The following is a 17,520-nucleotide window of genomic DNA, read 5'->3' on the forward strand; positions in this document are numbered from 1 at the left end:
GTGCCCGTGAAGTACGTAGCCCGGATGGAGCGCAGCGCAATCCGGGGTTTCTCGCAGGATGAGGGACTTGCCCCGGATTGCGCTTCGCTCCATCCGGGCTACGGGTCCGTCTACTGCACCGAGGTGAAGAAGCGCGCGAGGCGGAAGCCGGACAGCCAGGTCCAGACCGGCTGGCTGCGGATGCCCATGTCCCAGGAACCGACCACCGCATCGGCACGGCCGATCAGATTGTCGATCGGCAACAGGCCGACGCCGCCGTCGCGCACCGGCACGCGGCTGTCAGCGGAATTATCCCGGTTGTCGCCGAGCACGAACAGCTTGCCTTCCGGCACCGTCACCTCGGCGGTGTTGTCGAGCCGGCCGTTGTCGCGGATCTTGAAGATCGCGTGGCTGACGCCGTTCGGCAGCGTCTCGATGTAACGGTAGGCGTCCTCGCCGCCGCCGCGATCATCTTCGGCAAAGCCGGTGCCATCGGGCTTCAGCGCCGCCGGATGATCGTTGATGAAGAGCTGGCCCTGCCGCATCTGGATGCGATCACCAGGCAGTCCGACCACGCGCTTGACCCAGGCCTGCGAGCGGTCGCCCGGCCAGCGGAACACGACGACGTCGCCGCGCTTCGGCGTCTCGCCGAACACCCGGCCGGTTTCCGGCAGCGTGATCTGGATCGGCAGCGACGCCGCGCCGTAGCCATAGGGGAATTTCGAGGCGACCAGCGCGTCGCCGATCAACAGCGTCGGCTCCATCGAGCCCGACGGCACGTAGAACGGCTCGGCGATCGCGCCCTTGGCGAGGAATACGACGGCCACGATCGCAGCCAGTTGCACGGCCTGCCCGCGCCAGCTGGTTTGCTTGGCTGCCACGACTTCGTTTCCGCTGCTCACTAGCCCGTTCCTCCGACCGTAATCCGTTCCATCCTGAGCGTCGGCTGGCCGACGCCGACCGGCACACCCTGGCCGTTCTTGCCGCAAGTGCCGATTCCCGTATCCAGCGCAAGATCGTTGCCGATCATGGTGATCCTGTGGAGATCGGTCGGTCCATTGCCGATCAGCATGGCGCCCTTCAGCGGCGCGCCGAGCTTGCCGTTCTCGATCTTGTAGGCCTCGGTGCACTGGAACACGTATTTGCCCGAGGTGATGTCGACCTGGCCGCCACCGAAATTGGCGGCATACATGCCGTTCTTCACCGAGGCGATGATCTCGGCCGGGTCGCGGTCGCCCGACAGCATGTAGGTGTTGGTCATGCGCGGCATCGGCACATGGGCATAGCTTTGTCGCCTGCCGTTGCCGGTCGGTTTCATGCCCATCAGCCGGGCGTTCTGGCGATCCTGCATGTAGCCGACCAGGATGCCGTCCTCGATCAGCACGGTGCGGTTGGTCGGCGTGCCCTCGTCGTCGATCGACAGCGAGCCGCGGCGCGAGGCCATGGTGCCGTCGTCGACCACGGTGACGCCCTTGGCCGCGACCTGCTGGCCCATCAGGCCGGCGAAGGCTGACGTCTGCTTGCGGTTGAAATCGCCCTCGAGCCCGTGGCCGACCGCTTCATGCAGCATCACACCGGGCCAGCCGGCCCCTAACACCACGTCCATCTCGCCGGCGGGCGCCGGCACCGATTCGAGATTGACCAGCGCCTCGCGCAACGCGCCGTCGGCGGCGTCGCGCCAGGCCTTGGTCTCGATGAAGCGGGCATAGCCCTCACGGCCGCCATAACCCTTGCTGCCGCTCTCCTGGCGGTCACCCTGGCCGGCGACCACGGAGATGTTGACGCGCACCAGCGGGCGGATGTCGCGATAGCTCTCGCCGTCGGGCCGCAGGATCTCCACCACCTGCCAGGTCGCGGTGAGGCTGGCCGAGACCTGCCGCACCCGCGGGTCCTTGTCCCGAACATAGGCATCGATCTCGCCGAGCAGCTTGACCTTTGCCTCGAACGCCGGGCCGTCCAGCGGGTTCTCGTCGCCGTAGAGCTTGATGTTGGTGTGGGCCGGCGCCGCGGCGAACGTGCCGGCATAACCGCCGCGCACGGCGGCGACAGCGTCGGCCGCGCGGATCAGCGCCGGAATCGAGACGTCGGAGGAATGCGCGTAGCCGACAGCGTCGTCCTTGACGGCGCGCAGGCCAAAGCCCTGCGAGGTGTCGTAGGTCGCCTGCTTCAGCCTTCCATTGTCGAACACCAGCGCCTCGGTCTGCCCGAACTCCAGGAACAGCTCGCCGTCGTCAGCGCCTTCAAGGCCGCGCGACACCTCGCGGCGGACGGCATCGCGGTCCAGATTGGCGCGGTCGAGCAGGGAGGTCGTGGCGGGATTGGTCATGGTCACTCCGACGCAGTGCGATTCCTTGGGCGTTCCGTGTCATCCTTGCCTGAAGCGCAACTGATTGCCAGTGGGGAACCCGGACACAGGGATTTCGGGCCGATTGAAGCAGAGACGAGCGCAAAACTCATCTTACAACCCGGAAACCTGCGCCGGCCCCGGTTCAGGCCCGGACGGCGACTGCTCAAGATAGTGTTTTGGGTGGCAAACCGGGAGGGCCTGCGATCGTGACGGCGATCACGGCAGCCCCACGCCATCCTCACCTTGTCGTCATCGCCGTGAGCGCCGCCCCGCCTTCTGCGGCGGGTCCTCTGGCTCGCCTTGATCGTTCGATGCCGCCGGCTGCGCCGTGCTGCCCGTCGAGGTCGGGAAGCCATGCTCCTGTGCCCAGCGGTAGAGCTCGTCGAAGACGGGCCTCAGCGCCTTGGCCGACGGCGTCATCTCATATTCCACCCGCGGCGGCACCTCGGGATAGACGGTGCGCTTGACCAGGCCATTGGCTTCGAGATCGCGGAGCTGGGTGGTCAGCATGTGCTGGGTCACGCCCGGGATCGACTGCCGCAGCTCGCCAAACCGGCGTTTGCGGTCGACCAATTGCCAGAGGATGTCGCCCTTCCATTTCCCGGCCAGCACCGACAGTGCGCGATGAAATTGCGCCGACAGGTCGCCGTTGCAGGGCCCGGACGCCGCCGGAGGCTCGGCCGGCCCATTAGTCAGTTTTTTCATACTACCTCACAAAAAGCATCCTACTTGCTCTTTTCATCTTACTCCCGAATTTAGTGCACCGGAAGCCGCGGGCCAGCCGCCGAAGGGGCGGATCGCCGCAGCGATTCGAACGATTGGGAGTTATTAATGTCAGTTGCTGTTGCCGCGGCGCCGTCGCGCTGGAAATCCGTCAGCCTCTGGGTCGTCAGGGGATTGCTCGCTCTGGCCTTTGCCGCCGCGGGCGCCGCCAAGTTCTATGGCATGCCGATGCTGGTCGAGGAATTCGAGCATATCGGACTCGGCCAGTGGTTCCGCTATTTCACCGGATCGCTGGAGATCATCGGCGCCATCCTGATCCTGCTGCCTCCGGTCGCAGCCTTCGGCGGCGTGCTGCTGAGCTGCATCATGGTCGGCGCCACCATCAGCCATCTGTTCGTGATCGGCGGCTCGCCGGTGCCGGCGCTGGTGCTGCTGACCTTGAGCGTGATCGTCGCCTACGCCAAGCGCAGCCAGTTCGCTCTGCTCGCGAGCGCGCCGTGAGGTGGCCGCGATGCGCCGCATCCTGACGCTGACCGCAGGGCTGGTGCTGGCCTTCGCGGTCCCGTTCGCGGTGACCTTGCTGCTCACCGGCTCGGTCGCTGCAGTCTCCAAGCCTGAGCCAAAGAAGCCCGAGCCGCGGGTGCATCACGTGGTCCTGCCGATCAACTCGGACGATCCGACCGTGATGCGGGCGCTGATCTCGACCGCGCTCAACCTCCCGAAATATTATCGGGAGCACAACGAGCCGTTCGAGATCGAGGTCGTCGCCTACAATGCCGGCGTCCACATGCTGCGCGTCGATACCTCGCCGGTGAAGGACATGTTGCGGGTGGTGCGCGGGCTGACGCCCGACATCCGCTTCGTGGTCTGCGAGGCCACCAAGCTCGGCATGGAGCGCGCCGAGGGGCATCCACTGGTGCTGCTCGACAATGTCGATCTGGTGCCGAACGGGCCCGGTCACATCATCGAATTGCAGGAAGCCGGCTGGTCCTACATCCGCTCGTGAACGGCCATCGAGCTAAGCGGAGAAAACCGTCATGACTTCTGTTCGCGTTCCCACGCGTCGCGCCGTGGTCGCCGGCCTGGTCGGCGCCGGCGCCTCGCTCGCGATGCCGGCGCGCGCAGCATCGGGTCCGCCGCAATTCGGCACCGTCCGGCATCAGTTCACGCTCGTGCAAGGCGCCCGCCCGGTGCCGCCGGCTGCCATCCCCTTGCTCGCCGGCGGCGCGCTCGATCTCACCGCGTTCAAGGGAAAGCTCGTGCTGGTGAACTTCTGGGCCACCTGGTGCGCGGCGTGCCGCACCGAACTGCCGATGCTGGACCGGCTCGCCGCCAGCGGCCGCAGCGACCTCGCCGTCGTCTCGATCAGCACCGATCGCAACCGCGCGCTGGTGCCGCACTACGTCAAGCAGCTCAAGCTCCGCCGCCTTGCGATCGGCTACGATCCCGGCGGTCTCGTCTCGCGCGTCGATGCCGCCGAGGTCGACACACCATTCGCGCTCTACGGCATGCCGATCTCGTTTCTGATCGGCATCACCGGACAGGTCGAGGGCTATATGACGGGCGAAGCGGACTGGCTGTCCGCCGAGGCTGGCGGGCTATTCGATTATTATGCGGGTGTCCGCTGAGATTAGCGTAGCCCGGATTGCGCTGCGCTCCATCCGGGCTACGAGCTTGTGCGTCTTGACACGCAGCAAAGTGAGTTGCCTAGGGCAACTTGTCATAGCCCTCCGCCAGCCCGTTCAGGCTGAGCGGAAAGCCGATACCTTCTTCCGGGGTCTCAAAGATAATGAACGTCGCCGTCTTGGCGTTCTTCAACTGCCCGAGCAGCTTGTCGTCCATCACGACCTCGGCGACGCAGCCATTGGGCAGGCATCTGACAAAACCGGCGCGGCCGACGTCCTGATTGTCGAGCTTGAGGCCGAGACCGGAGGGCAGGAGCACGCCGAGCGGGGCGACGACGCGCATCAGGCGGCTCTTCTGGTCGGCGGTCTTCAGCACGATCACGGTCAGGCCGGCATTGGAGCGGTCTTCGGCGACCACGCTCTGGATCAGCGCGCATTGCTCGGATTGGGCGCCCGGCGGGGTGTCGCAGCGGATCTGCCAGTCGCCATGGACGGAACGCACCGCGCCCTGCGCGTTCGCGTGCTGGGGCAGCCCAAGGGAAATCCCGAGACAGAAGGCTGCAATCACGAGGCGACAGAGCCAGCCGCTCATCGCCAAACCTTTTGCCTGAATGTTCGAAGCGCCCATCCGGGTCGATCCTTTGATGTTCGATCGGTCCGGCCGTCCGTTCGGCCGCCGGTCACACGCGCGACCATGATGCGCCCTCAAAAATCGCATCGTGATCTCATCTCTTTGTTTGAGCATGATCTTTTCGCAAAACCGGCTGTCCCAGTTCCGGATCGTGCTCGTGAGCCGACTGATACCGCAATGACGGCGCCTTGAAGGCGATCTTGAAGCCATTCCCGCGCCGGATTGAGGCAACCCGCAGCGAATCAGGTTCCTGTGGAGCACCCGCCTGTGGGTACATCGGGCAATCTCGCTGTCAAGAAGGGTGGACAATTGGTCCAAGGGCTTTCGCTTGATTTTGCGGGAAAAATCGCAACCGGCAGGTTCATCGCAGGCGCATGGCTTTCGGTCCCACTACTGCATTGCGAGCGCCTGAGAATTATGGTTTGAGAGGCTGGATTTCGACGCGTTCTAGCGATCTGGCTCCCGTACCCACCTTGACTCAGAGACGGGTATGTCCGGAAGGCCGTTTGTCAGGGCGGATCGTGCTGCATTGCCGGCCACATGCCGGAGGTGCTTTGGGGAATAATGCAAGGGAGCGCGAGCGGCATGAAGATGTCGATTGGCCGGTTGGGCAGGCAATTGCTGGGGTTGGCGGTAGCGGGTGTGGCGTCGGTCGCCGCGGGATCGGCCTTCGCCGAGATGGGGCAGCCGGCCCCCTGGGAGCACACGCTGCAGGAAGGCGCGACCCCGGTGATGGAAAACATCATCTGGTTTCACAATTTCCTACTGGTGCTGATCACCCTGATCACCCTGTTCGTGCTGGCGCTGCTCATCATCGTGGTGGTGAAGTTCAACGCTCGGGCCAACCCGGTCCCCTCCAAGACCACCCACAACACCCTGATCGAGGTGGCCTGGACGCTGATCCCGGTCCTGATCCTGGTCGGCATCGCGGTGCCGTCGTTCCGCCTGCTGTTCCTGGAGCTCGACGTGCCGAAGCCGGACCTCACCGTGAAGGTCACCGGCAAGCAGTGGTATTGGTCCTATGCCTACCCGGATAACGGCAAGTTCGAGTTCGATTCGCTGCTCGACAAGGACAAGCAGCCGCGGCTGCTCGGCGTCGACAACGAGATGGTGGTCCCGGTCAACAAGGTGGTCCGGATCCAGACCACCGGCGCCGACGTGATCCACTCGTTCGCGGTGCCGGCGTTCGGCGTCAAGATCGACTCGATCCCAGGCCGCCTCAACGAGAGTTGGTTCAAGGCCACCAAGACCGGCGTGTTCTACGGCCAGTGCTCGGAACTGTGCGGCAAGGACCACGCCTTCATGCCGATCGCGGTCCGGGTCGTCAGCGACCAGGAATTCGCGACCTGGGTTGAAGGGGCGAAGAAGAAGTTTGCGACCAACCCGGCGAATTCCTACGCCTCGGCTGGTCAGGCGGCGCAGTAAGCCCGAACGGCTTACGGCGCGGATGGAATAAGGGCGACGGGACCGCAAGGTCCGAGAGGGACTGCAAGGCAGGATTTTGAACATGGCGACAGGCGCAGCGACACACGACGATCACGCCCAAAATCACGGACATGACGATCACGCCCACCATCCGACCGGATGGCGGCGTTATCTCTACTCCACGAACCACAAGGACATCGGTACGATGTACCTGGTCTTTGCGGTGATCGCGGGCATCATCGGCGCGGCGATGTCGATCGCGATCCGTGCCGAGTTGATGTATCCGGGCGTCCAGATATTCCACGAGACGCACACCTATAACGTGTTCGTGACCTCGCACGGTCTGATCATGATCTTCTTCATGGTCATGCCGGCGATGATCGGCGGCTTCGGCAACTGGATGGTGCCGCTGATGATCGGCGCGCCTGACATGGCGTTCCCGCGCATGAACAACATCTCGTTCTGGCTGCTGCCGGCCTCGTTCGCGCTGCTCCTGATGTCGACCTTCGTCGAGGGTGAGCCGGGTGCCAACGGCGTCGGCGCCGGCTGGACCATGTACGCACCGCTGTCGACTTCGGGCCATCCTGGCCCGGCGGTCGACTTCGCGATCCTGTCGCTGCATCTCGCCGGTGCGTCGTCGATCCTCGGCGCCATCAACTTCATCACCACGATCTTCAACATGCGCGCGCCGGGCATGACCCTGCACAAGATGCCGCTGTTCGTGTGGTCGATCCTGGTCACCGTGTTCCTGCTGCTGTTGTCGCTGCCGGTGCTCGCCGGTGCGATCACCATGCTGCTGACCGACCGCAATTTCGGTACCACCTTCTTTGCGGCTGACGGCGGCGGCGACCCGGTGCTGTTCCAGCATCTGTTCTGGTTCTTCGGCCACCCCGAAGTGTACATCCTGATCCTGCCCGCCTTCGGCATGATCAGCCAGATCGTCTCCACCTTCTCGCGCAAGCCGGTATTCGGCTATCTCGGCATGGCCTACGCCATGGTCGCGATCGGCGGCATCGGCTTCGTGGTGTGGGCGCACCACATGTACACCGTCGGCATGTCGTCGGCGACACAGGCCTATTTCGTCGCCGCCACGATGGTGATCGCGGTGCCGACCGGCGTGAAGATCTTCTCGTGGATCGCCACGATGTGGGGCGGCTCGATCGAGTTCAAGGCGCCGATGATCTGGGCGATCGGCTTCATCTTCCTGTTCACCGTCGGCGGCGTCACCGGCGTCGTGCTGGCCAATGCCGGCGTCGACCGCGTGCTGCAGGACACCTATTACGTGGTGGCGCACTTCCACTACGTGCTGTCGCTCGGCGCCGTGTTCGGCATCTTCGCCGGCTGGTACTACTGGTTCCCGAAGATGTTCGGCTACATGTACTCGGAGAAGATCGCCAAGGCGCACTTCTGGTTCACCTTCATCGGCGTCAACCTGGTGTTCTTCCCGCAGCACTTCCTCGGCCTGTCGGGCATGCCGCGCCGCTATGTCGACTATCCGGACGCATTCGCCGGCTGGAACCTGATCTCCTCCTGGGGCTCCTACATCTCCGGCGTCGGCGTCCTGATCTTCATCTACGGCGTGATCGATGCCTTCGTCCGCAAGGAGCAGGCCGCGAACAATCCGTGGGGCGCGGGTGCGACCACCCTGGAGTGGACGCTGACCTCGCCGCCGCCGTTCCACCAGTTCGAAGTGCTGCCCCGCGTGCAGTAAGTCCAAGACAACGCGGCGCACCTTTAAGGGTGCGCCGCGCCTTTTGAGAGAAGTGAGACCTGATCTTGTCGGTTGTCGATCACAACGCCATCGAGTTGCCCCGGATCTCCGAGGCCGAAGTGGGCGACTACATCGCACTGCTGAAGCCGCGCGTGATGTCGCTGGTGATCTTCACCGCATTGGTCGGCCTGATGATCGCCCCGGTGCATGTGCATCCGGTGCTGGCGTTCACCTCGATCCTGTGCATCGCGGTCGGCGCCGGCGCCTCCGGCGCGCTCAACATGGCCTATGAGGGCGACGTCGACGCGCTGATGTCGCGCACCGCCAACCGGCCGATCCCGCGCGGCCGGATCACCCAGGCAGAGGCGGCCGCCTTCGGCCTGACGCTCGCCTTCTTCTCGGTGATGACGCTCGGCATCCTGGTCAACTGGGTGGCCGGCGCGCTGCTCGCATTCACCATCTTCTTCTACGCCGTGATCTACACGATGCTGCTGAAGCGCTGGACCGCGCAGAACATCGTGATTGGCGGCGCCGCCGGCGCGCTGCCGCCGGTGGTGGCGTGGGCCGCCGCGACCGGCTCGCTCTCGGTCGAACCGATCCTGCTGTTCCTGATCATCTTCTTCTGGACCCCGCCGCATTTCTGGGCGCTGGCGCTGTTCCGCAGCGACGATTATGCGCGCGCCGGCATTCCGATGCTGCCGGTGGTCGCCGGTCCCGACGCGACCCGGCTGCAGATCCTGCTCTACACCATCGTGCTGGTCGCGATCGCTTTTGTGCCGTGGCCGCTGGGGTATTTCGACGCGATCTACGGCGTCACCTCGTTGGTGCTCGGTGCCGGCATGCTGTGGCTCGCCATCGAGGTCTATCGCCGCCGTGAAGGCGTTGCGGCCAACCGCGCCACGCGCCGGCTGTTTGCCTTCTCGATCCTTTATCTGTTCGCGCTGTTCGCCGTCCTCCTCGTCGAGGTCGTGGTCCGCGCGATCCTGCCCGTGATCATCGGGTAGGGACGCCGGGGGGCGAGATGGGGGCGCACGGGATAGCAATGGACGACAAGAACGAACCAGAAGGCATCGTCCTCACAGAGGCGCAGCTCAAGAGCCGCCGCCAGCGTTCGATCGCCATTGCGCTCGCGCTCGGCGTCATGGTCGTGCTGTTCTTTGCCGTCACCCTCGTCAAGGGGCCAGCCGTGCTGGTGCGGCCGCTGTGAGCGAGATGGCGAACCAGGGACCGCAGCAAAGCGAGGGCGCCCAGGTCACGCGCCGCATGCTGACGCGCGATGCGCTGGTCGCCTCGATCTGCGGCTTCGTCGTGGTGCTGATGGTCGGCGCGTCCTATGCCGCCGTGCCGTTCTACAACTGGTTCTGCCGCACCACCGGCTTCAACGGCACCACCCAGGTGGCGACCACGCTGCCTTCGGATGCGCCGCTGGAGCGTACCATCGCGGTCAGCTTCGATTCCAACGTCGCGCCGGGCCTGCCCTGGAAGTTCGAGGCCGAGCAGACCACGATCGACGTCAAGATCGGCCAGGTGGTCACGGTCTATTACACGGTGACCAACCAGTCGGCGCGCACCACCACCGGCCAGGCCGCCTACAACGTCGCGCCGCTGACGGTCGGCGCCTATTTCCAGAAGATCAACTGCTTCTGCTTCACTGAACAGACCATGGCCCCGGGCGAGAAGCGCGAGATGGCCGTGGTGTTCTATGTCGATCCGGCGCTGGCCAAGGACAGCGAGAACGACACGCTGAAGACGATCACTTTGTCCTACACCTTCTTCCCCGTGCGCGACGCCACGCCGAAGCCCGTGGCAGCCGGCGAGGCGGAGCAGCGCAAGGGCGGCTAGAGCATGATCCGGAAAAGTGGGGACCGGTTTTCCGACAAGATCGTGCTGATGAGATTGGAATTTTAAGATTAAGACGTGCCTAGCGGCACGCGAATGGAGAGACGGCAATGGCTGAGGCGCAAGTCAAGCATCACGACTATCATCTCGTCGACCCGAGCCCGTGGCCCGTGGTCGGCTCGATCTCGGCCTTCATCATGGCGTTCGGCGCGATCGGCTGGATGCATCACATGTACTCCGCCGCGCCGATCGTGTTCGGCATCGGCACCATCGGCGTGCTCTACACCATGGCGAGCTGGTGGAGCGACGTGATCAAGGAAGCCCAGTACAAGGGCGACCATACCCGCGTGGTGCAGATCAGCCACCGCTACGGCATGATCCTGTTCATTGCCTCCGAGGTGATGTTCTTCGTCGCCTGGTTCTGGGCCTTCTTCAACTCGGCGCTGTTCCCGGCCGACGCGGTGCACGCCACGCGCGACGCGGTGTTCGGCTGCGGCCCCGGCACGGCGATGGGTGCCTGCTCGGTGCCCGGCACCTGGCCGCCGAAGGGCATCGAGACCTTCGATCCCTGGCATTTGCCGCTGCTCAACACGCTGCTGCTCCTGACCTCGGGCACCACCGTCACCTGGGCGCACCATGCACTGCTCGAAAACGATCGCCAGGGCCTCAAGCAGGGCCTGATCCTGACCGTGATCCTCGGCGCCTGCTTCACCTGCGTGCAGGCCTATGAGTACGCCCATGCGACCTTCTCGTTCGGCGGCAACGTCTATGGCGCGACCTTCTTCATGGCGACCGGGTTCCACGGCTTCCACGTGCTGGTCGGCACCATCTTCCTGCTGGTCTGCCTGATCCGCGCCTATGCCGGCCATTTCACGCCGAAGCAGCACCTCGGTTTCGAGTTCGCCGCCTGGTACTGGCACTTCGTCGACGTGGTCTGGCTGTTCCTGTTCATCTGCATCTACGTCTGGGGCCACGGCGCCGAGACGATGGCACACGGCGCTCACTAATCTCTCTGACGTGCTAAGAGGGGGCGGCCGATGGGCCGCCCCCCTCTGCTTTTGAAGAGAGCCGATGACCGACACCCCACCCACTGTGACCGAGAGCGCGATACGCGGCATTGCCTGCCGCTGCCCGCGCTGCGGCAGGGGCAAGCTCTATTCCGGCTTCCTGACGCTGGCGCCGCGCTGCCAGGCCTGCGGCCTCGACTTCGCCTTCATCGATGCCGGTGACGGACCGGCGGTCTTCATCATCATGCTGGCGGGCGCCATCGTGGTCGCGGCGGCGCTGATCGTCGAGGTGAAGTACCAGCCGCCGTTCTGGGTGCATGCGGCGCTGTGGCTGCCGTTGATCGTGGTGACCACGATCCTGCCGCTGCGCTCGATGAAGGCGCTGCTGATCGCGCTGCAATTCCACCACAAGGCCGCGGAAGGCCAGTTGATCGAGCGCGACCCGAAATGAACGAGACCACGAACAAGGCGTTTCCCGGCGAAGCAGGCACCGGTTCGCGCCAGGACAACGCGTCAAAAGGTTCACCTCGGCCGAGCGCGGCAGGCTTCGGCATTTTCACGCTGATCCTGATCGCAGTATTTATTGCCCTCGGCGTTTGGCAATTGCAGCGCCGGGTCGAGAAGCATGCGCTGATCGCCGCACTCGATGCACGGCTGGCCGCGCCGACCGACGCGTTGCCGCCGCCCTCGGCATGGCCCACGCTGACCTCGGCAAGGGACGAATTCCGCCGCGTCACCCTGACCGCGACCTATGCGAAGCTGCCCGACGCGATGGTGTTCAGCTCCGGCTCCGCAGTGCGCGACGATGTCAGTGGCCCCGGCACCTGGGCATTCCTGCCGGCCAAGCTCGCCAGCGGCGAGACCGTCGTGGTCAACGCCGGCTTCGTCCAGAACACGATGCAGGACCGCGCCTTCGAGGATCGCGTCACTGGGCGCCTCGTCACGGGCATGCCTGTCGAGCTCACCGGCTACATCCGCTTTCCCGAGCCGCCGGGCCGGCTGACGCCGAAGGAAGATCCGGCGAAGCGGCTGTGGTTCGTGCGCGATCATCGCGCGATGGCGCAAGCGCTCGGTTGGGGGGAGGTTGCGCCGTTCTATATCGACCTCGAGGCGCCGGTGCCGGACAGCAGCACGCCGAAGCCCGGGCCGCTCAAGGTGCGGCTCAAGGACGACCATATGCAATACGCCATCACCTGGTTCTCGCTGGCCGCCGCGGTCACGGTCGCTTTCGGCCTGTGGTGGCGCGGCCAGCGCCGCCGCGCGGGCTGAGACGAGCGGGTCACGAAGCCGCCTCGGGCTCGTGCGGCACAGCCTTCCGCGCAGTTGCGCGCAGCTTGCCTAACGACCGGCTGATCCTGTCGAGATAGATGTACACGACCGGCGTCGTGAACAGCGTCATCAGCTGCGAGACGATCAGCCCGCCGACGATGGCGAAGCCGAGCGGTTGGCGCAATTCCGAGCCGGTGCCGGTGCCGATCATCAGCGGCACGCCGCCGAGCATCGCACACATCGTCGTCATCAGGATCGGGCGGAACCGCGCCTTGCAGGCCCGATAGATCGACTGTTCGGCGGAGAGATGCTGGTGCCGCTCGGCCTGCAGCGCGAAATCGATCAGCATGATGCCGTTCTTCTGCACGATCCCGATCAGCAGGATGATGCCGATCAGCCCGATCACGTCGAGCCCGAAGCCGAACGCCCACAGCGCGAGCAGCGCGCCGAGCCCGGCGGACGGCAGGGTCGATAGGATCGTGACCGGATGGATCGTGCTCTCGTAGAGCATGCCAAGGATCAGATAGACGGCGACCACCGCGGCGAGGATCAGGATCGGCGTCGACGCCAGCGCGGCCTGGAACGCCTGCGCGTTGCCCTGGAAGCTGGTGACCACGGTCGACGGCACATGCAACTCGGCGGTCGCCTTCTGCACGGCCGCGACCGCGGACCCTACCGCCGTTCCGGGCGCAACGTTGAAGCTCAGCGTCACCGACGGAAACTGGCTCTGGTGGTTCACGGAGAGCGGCGCCGTGCCGTAGTCGATGCTCGCGATCTGGCTCAAGGGCACCATCGTCCCCGCGGACGAGCGGACATAGATATGGTTCAACGCGTAGGGGCCGAGCTGGAACGACGGATCGACCTCCAGGATCACGTAATAGGTATTGAGCGTCGTGAACAGCTGGGCGACATGCCGCTGGCCGAATGAGTCATAGAGCGTGTTGTCGACTGCGGCCGGATCGATGCCGAGCCGGGAGGCCGCGTCGCGGTCGATCTGCAGCTTGAGCTGACGCGCGGCGTTGGCCTGGTCGGTGGCGACGTCGGCCAGCTCCGGCAACGTCTTCAGCTTCTGATACAGCTTGCCGGCCCACAGATTGAGCTCGTCCTGGTTCACGTCGGTGAGGGTGAACTGATACTGCGTCTTGGACAGACGGCTGGCGAGATTGATGTCTTGCGTCGCCTGCATGAACACCGACATGCCCTTGATCTTCTGCAGCGCGGTGTCGAGCTGCCGGATCACCTGATCGGCGGACGCATTGCGCTCGGCTCGCGGCTTCAGCAGCACGAATAGGCGGCCATTGTTCTCGGTCACGGTCGGGCCGCCGGGTCCGATATAGCCGGTCGCATTGGCAACCGAGGGATGCTTGGAAATGACGTCTATGACACTGCGCTGCAGGGTCGCCATCTGCGCCGGCGAGATGTCGGCCGAAGCTTCCGTGATGCCGGTGATCATGCCGGTGTCCTGCTGCGGAAAGAAGCCCTTGGGGATGCCCAAGAACAGCAGGCCGATCACCGCAATACTAGCCAGCATGATCGACAGCGTCGTGGCCTTGTAGCGCAACGCTCTGGCAAGCATGGCCTCGTAGGCCGCCTGGATCGCGACGAAGCCGCGTTCCAGCGCGCGCGAGATGGTCCCGGCGTCGGTGCCCTGGTGCGGCGACAGCAGATAGGCGCACATCATCGGCGTCAGCGTCACCGAGACGATCACCGACACGACGATCGAAACGCACACCGTGACGGCGAATTCCTGAAACATGCGGCCGATCACGCCGCCCATCAGCAACAGCGGAATGAACACCGCGATCAGCGAGACCGAGATCGAAATGATCGTGAAGCCAATTTCGCCGGCGCCCTTGAGCGCGGCCTGCATCGGCGAGAGACCTTCCTCGATGTGCCGCGAGATGTTCTCGATCATGACGATGGCGTCGTCGACGACGAAGCCGACCGCGATCGACAGACCCATCAGCGACAGATTGTCGAGGCTGTAGTTGAGCAGATACATCACGCCGAAGGTGCCGATCAGCGAGATCGGGACCGAGACCGCGGGGATGATGGTCGCCCACAGATTGCGCAGGAACAGGAAAATCACGCCGACCACCAGCGCGATGGTCAGCACCAAAGTGAGCTGAACGTCGGCGACGCTGGCGCGGATGGTCTGCGTGCGGTCGGAGGCGATCTGAACCTTGATGTCGGACGGCAGGCTCGACACCAGCTGCGGCAGCAGCTTCTTGATGCCGTCGACCGTGCTGATCACGTTGGCGCCGGGTTGACGCTGGATCGCGAGGATGACCGCAGGCTTGTCGTTGTACCAGCCATGCAGCGTGACATCCTCGGCGGCGACGATGGCATGCCCGATGTCGCGCAGCCGCACCGGCGCGCCGTTGCGATAGGCGATGATCAGGTCGTCATATTTGTTTGCGGTCAGCACCTGGTCGTTGGTCGCGAGCGTATAGGCCTGCTGACTGCCGTACAGCACGCCCTTGGGCTGGTTCACAGTGATGTTGCCGAGCGTGGTGCGCAATTGCTCGAGATCGAGCCCGGCGGCGGCGAGCTTGGCCGGATTGACCTGCACCCGGATCGACGGCTTCTGCATCCCGCCGATGGTCACGAGCGAGACGCCCGGCACTTGCGACAATTTTTGCGCCAGGATGCTGTCGGCATAGTCGTCGACCTTGGTCAGCGGCTCGGTGTCCGACGTCAGCGCGATCAGCAGCACCGGCACGTCGGCCGGATTGACCTTGTGGAAGGTCGGCGGCGACGGCATGGTCTTGGGCAATTGCCCCGATGCCGCATCGATCGCGGTCTGCACGTCCTGTGCGGCGGCATCGACGCTGCGGTTCAGTGCGAATTGCAGCGTGATCTGGGTGTTGCCGAGTCCGCTGCTCGAGCTCATGCCGGTCAGGCCCGCGATCTGCCCGAACTGGCGCTCCAGCGGTGTCGCGACCGAGGAGGCCATGGTCTGCGGGTCGGCGCCGGGCAATTGCGCGGTGACCTGGATGGTCGGGGTATCCACCGTCGGCAGCGCCGAGACCGGCAGGCGCACGAAGGCGATGATGCCGACCAGCACGATGGCGATGGCCAGAAAGGCAGTGGCGACGGGCTTGCGGATGAAACCTGCGGAGACGTTCATGGCAGCATACCTGCGCTTGCGGTGGTTGCGTCCTGGACCTGGTCTTTCTTGTCCTCGGGTACGATCTCGACCGTGGTCCCCGGATTGAGCCGGTACTGACCGGCGGTCACGACGGTCTCGTTTGCCGCGAGGCCCTGCTCGATCAGGACCTGTCCGTCGCGCGATTGCCCGGTCCTGACATTGCGGATGCTGACGACGTTGTGCGGGTCGACGGTGTAGGCGAAGCTGCCATCCGGTCCCTGTCGCACCGCCGTCAGTGGTGTCGTGAGCGCATTGTGGCGAACCGCGATCGTCAGATGGACGTTGACGAAAGTGCCGGGCCACAGCGTGTTGCCGGCATTGGGAAACGATGCCTTCAGTTGTACGGTTCCGGTCGAGCTGTCGACCTGGTTGTTGATCAGCATCAGGCTGCCGTGGTCGAGCTTATGCTTGTTCTGGGCGTCATAGACGTCGACCGATGCGTCGCCGGATGCCAGCGCCTGCTGCACGCGGGGGATTTCGCCGGACGGCAGCGTGAAGATCACCGCGATCGGTTGCAGCTGGGTGAGGACCACGAGCCCATTGGTATCGGTCGGGTGCACGATGTTGCCGGGATCGATCCGGCGGATGCCGGTGACGCCGTCGAACGGCGCTGTGATCGTGGCAAAGCTCAATTGGGTCTGCGCGGCTTCCAGCGCCGCCTTGTCGAGCGCGACCGTGCCTTCGTCTTGCGAGACTTGCGAGTCCTGGGTGTCGAGCAATTGCTGGGTCGCAAAGCCGCGATTGGCGAGCGGCTGCGTTCGCGCCAAGTTCGTCTTGGCGTTCTTCAGGCTCGCCTCGTCGCGCGCCAGCGCAGCCTCGGCCTGGTCGACCTGGGCCTCGTAGACCCGTGGGTCGATCCTGGCCAGCACGTCGCCGCGCTTCACCTGCTTGCCCTCGACGAAATCGACGCTGTCGAGTGTGCCCTGCACCTGGGTGCGGATGGTGGCCGTATTGATCGGGGTCACCGTGCCGAGGCCCTCGAGCACGATCGGCACATCATGTTGCAGCACCTTCGCCGCCGTCACTGGGACGGCGGACTGGACGGTGTGCGGCTCGGCCACCTGAGGAGCCGCATGCGTCGCGCCGTCCAGCCGATACACGACATAGGCGCCGGCGCCAATTGCGGCGGCGGCCACCAGGCCCGCGCATACGATCTTGAAAGTTTTCGATGTCATGGGTCACCAGCTCCATCGGTTGTCCGGCGGCCGATTGTTGCAACCAGCTCCAGAACAAAGGTCTCAGTTGCGCTCGCCGCGGCCGCCTCGGCCCCGCGGCCGGCAGTCAGGTCGAGATTGATGATGCGTGCGTCGAGATCGGCGGCGCGCAACGCGTCGATCAAGCCGCCTTGCGGCGCTTCGTCGTCGTGACGAATGACAAGCCGGAAGGCGGTCACCGTCGGCACCACGGGAAACGGCAGCGCGTCGGAGGCGACGTCGATTGCGACAATGCCGCCGCAGGGCAATTCGCCGCGCAGCGCCAGCTCGAGCATGCGCCGTGCGACCGGTCCTTCGCCCAGCAGGATCAGCTGCCGCGGGGCCATGCCGGTGCGGTCGAGCGCGGCGGCAACGCCGCTCAGGATGCCGGCATAGCTGGTTTCGCGAAGCTCGATCGGCACCCATGTGGCCAGCGGCGTAAGCCGCCGCCAGCGCGCGAAGGTTTCCGGCACGGCGATAGCAGCGGCATCGGGGCCGGCTAGGACGCCGACCAGAACGCGCGCGGTGGCGCGAAGTGGCCGGGTTGCGATTGCGCTGTGCGGGCTCTCGGGCATGCGCAGAAGCTGGAGCTTGGCCTGTTATTATTCAAATGAATTGTC

General features: G+C 64.9%; 18 protein-coding genes. 11 read left to right on the plus strand and 7 right to left on the minus strand.

The window, feature by feature from the left end; translation table 11 throughout:
• Positions 1 to 110: 110 nt before the first annotated feature.
• From lepB to ACVW17_RS11610, 3 genes are all read right to left on the minus strand, one after another.
• Positions 111 to 881, minus strand: a complete 771-nt coding sequence (lepB, locus tag ACVW17_RS11600; protein ID WP_456752013.1) for a signal peptidase I — start codon at positions 879 to 881, stop codon at positions 111 to 113.
• A complete protein-coding gene (gene tldD / locus ACVW17_RS11605) occupies positions 881 to 2,305 on the minus strand; it encodes a metalloprotease TldD (protein ID WP_028334625.1) in 1,425 nt (474 codons plus the stop codon). The genes lepB and tldD overlap by 1 nt, the downstream gene beginning before the upstream one ends.
• 270 nt (positions 2,306 to 2,575) lie before the next feature.
• Positions 2,576 to 3,031, minus strand: a complete 456-nt coding sequence (locus ACVW17_RS11610) for a winged helix-turn-helix transcriptional regulator (protein WP_456752014.1) — start codon at positions 3,029 to 3,031, stop codon at positions 2,576 to 2,578.
• 126 nt (positions 3,032 to 3,157) lie between these two features.
• Between ACVW17_RS11610 and ACVW17_RS11615 the strand changes: the two genes are divergently transcribed.
• Genes ACVW17_RS11615 through ACVW17_RS11625 form a run of 3 tightly spaced genes read left to right on the plus strand, consistent with a single transcriptional unit; the run spans position 3,158 to position 4,677 of the window.
• Positions 3,158 to 3,550: a DoxX family protein gene (locus ACVW17_RS11615; protein WP_456752015.1), complete on the plus strand. Its 393-nt coding sequence runs from the start codon at positions 3,158 to 3,160 to the stop codon at positions 3,548 to 3,550.
• A gap of 10 nt (positions 3,551 to 3,560) precedes the next feature.
• Entirely contained in the window at positions 3,561 to 4,055 is a 495-nt protein-coding gene (locus ACVW17_RS11620; protein ID WP_456752016.1) for a DsrE family protein, read from the plus strand.
• Between the two features lie 31 nt (positions 4,056 to 4,086).
• Entirely contained in the window at positions 4,087 to 4,677 is a 591-nt protein-coding gene (locus ACVW17_RS11625) for a redoxin domain-containing protein (protein WP_456752017.1), read from the plus strand.
• A 79-nt stretch (positions 4,678 to 4,756) separates the two neighbouring features.
• Here ACVW17_RS11625 and ACVW17_RS11630 read toward each other — a convergent pair whose 3' ends face one another.
• Positions 4,757 to 5,302 carry an invasion associated locus B family protein gene (locus tag ACVW17_RS11630; RefSeq protein ID WP_456752018.1) on the minus strand — a complete coding sequence of 182 codons (546 nt, stop codon included), beginning with the start codon at positions 5,300 to 5,302 and terminating at the stop codon, positions 4,757 to 4,759.
• Positions 5,303 to 5,890: 588 nt separating this feature from the next.
• Between ACVW17_RS11630 and coxB the strand changes: the two genes are divergently transcribed.
• The 8 genes from coxB to ACVW17_RS11670 all read left to right on the plus strand — a co-directional run bounded on the left by coxB (position 5,891) and on the right by ACVW17_RS11670 (position 12,556).
• Complete coding sequence (gene coxB / locus ACVW17_RS11635; protein WP_456752019.1) at positions 5,891 to 6,730, plus strand: cytochrome c oxidase subunit II; 840 nt, start codon at positions 5,891 to 5,893, stop codon at positions 6,728 to 6,730.
• An 82-nt stretch (positions 6,731 to 6,812) separates the two neighbouring features.
• Positions 6,813 to 8,441 carry a cytochrome c oxidase subunit I gene (gene ctaD / locus ACVW17_RS11640; protein WP_456752020.1) on the plus strand — a complete coding sequence of 543 codons (1,629 nt, stop codon included), beginning with the start codon at positions 6,813 to 6,815 and terminating at the stop codon, positions 8,439 to 8,441.
• A gap of 65 nt (positions 8,442 to 8,506) precedes the next feature.
• Complete coding sequence (locus ACVW17_RS11645) at positions 8,507 to 9,445, plus strand: heme o synthase (protein ID WP_456797136.1); 939 nt, start codon at positions 8,507 to 8,509, stop codon at positions 9,443 to 9,445.
• A gap of 38 nt (positions 9,446 to 9,483) precedes the next feature.
• On the plus strand, positions 9,484 to 9,648 hold the full coding sequence (locus ACVW17_RS11650) for a CoxF protein (RefSeq protein WP_212012421.1): 165 nt from the start codon (positions 9,484 to 9,486) through the stop codon (positions 9,646 to 9,648).
• Between the two features lie 5 nt (positions 9,649 to 9,653).
• Positions 9,654 to 10,283 carry a cytochrome c oxidase assembly protein gene (locus ACVW17_RS11655; RefSeq protein ID WP_456797137.1) on the plus strand — a complete coding sequence of 210 codons (630 nt, stop codon included), beginning with the start codon at positions 9,654 to 9,656 and terminating at the stop codon, positions 10,281 to 10,283.
• Between the two features lie 107 nt (positions 10,284 to 10,390).
• A complete protein-coding gene (locus tag ACVW17_RS11660) occupies positions 10,391 to 11,287 on the plus strand; it encodes a cytochrome c oxidase subunit 3 (protein WP_456752022.1) in 897 nt (298 codons plus the stop codon).
• Positions 11,288 to 11,351: 64 nt separating this feature from the next.
• Positions 11,352 to 11,738, plus strand: coding sequence for a DUF983 domain-containing protein (locus tag ACVW17_RS11665; RefSeq protein ID WP_456752023.1), 387 nt, complete (start codon positions 11,352 to 11,354; stop codon positions 11,736 to 11,738).
• Positions 11,735 to 12,556, plus strand: coding sequence for an SURF1 family protein (locus tag ACVW17_RS11670; protein WP_456797138.1), 822 nt, complete (start codon positions 11,735 to 11,737; stop codon positions 12,554 to 12,556). The genes ACVW17_RS11665 and ACVW17_RS11670 overlap by 4 nt, the downstream gene beginning before the upstream one ends.
• A 10-nt stretch (positions 12,557 to 12,566) precedes the next feature.
• Here ACVW17_RS11670 and ACVW17_RS11675 read toward each other — a convergent pair whose 3' ends face one another.
• The 3 genes from ACVW17_RS11675 to ACVW17_RS11685 are packed head-to-tail and all read right to left on the minus strand — an operon-like array spanning position 12,567 to position 17,475.
• Positions 12,567 to 15,686: an efflux RND transporter permease subunit gene (locus ACVW17_RS11675; protein WP_456752025.1), complete on the minus strand. Its 3,120-nt coding sequence runs from the start codon at positions 15,684 to 15,686 to the stop codon at positions 12,567 to 12,569.
• The gene (locus ACVW17_RS11680; protein WP_456752026.1) at positions 15,683 to 16,882 is read right to left on the minus strand and encodes an efflux RND transporter periplasmic adaptor subunit; all 1,200 of its coding nucleotides are present in this window, start codon (positions 16,880 to 16,882) and stop codon (positions 15,683 to 15,685) included. Before ACVW17_RS11680 ends, ACVW17_RS11675 begins: the two co-directional genes overlap by 4 nt.
• Complete coding sequence (locus tag ACVW17_RS11685; protein WP_456752027.1) at positions 16,879 to 17,475, minus strand: hypothetical protein; 597 nt, start codon at positions 17,473 to 17,475, stop codon at positions 16,879 to 16,881. The genes ACVW17_RS11680 and ACVW17_RS11685 overlap by 4 nt, the downstream gene beginning before the upstream one ends.
• Positions 17,476 to 17,520: the final 45 nt, after the last annotated feature.

It is taken from the genome of Bradyrhizobium sp. USDA 4473 (genome assembly GCF_054063335.1).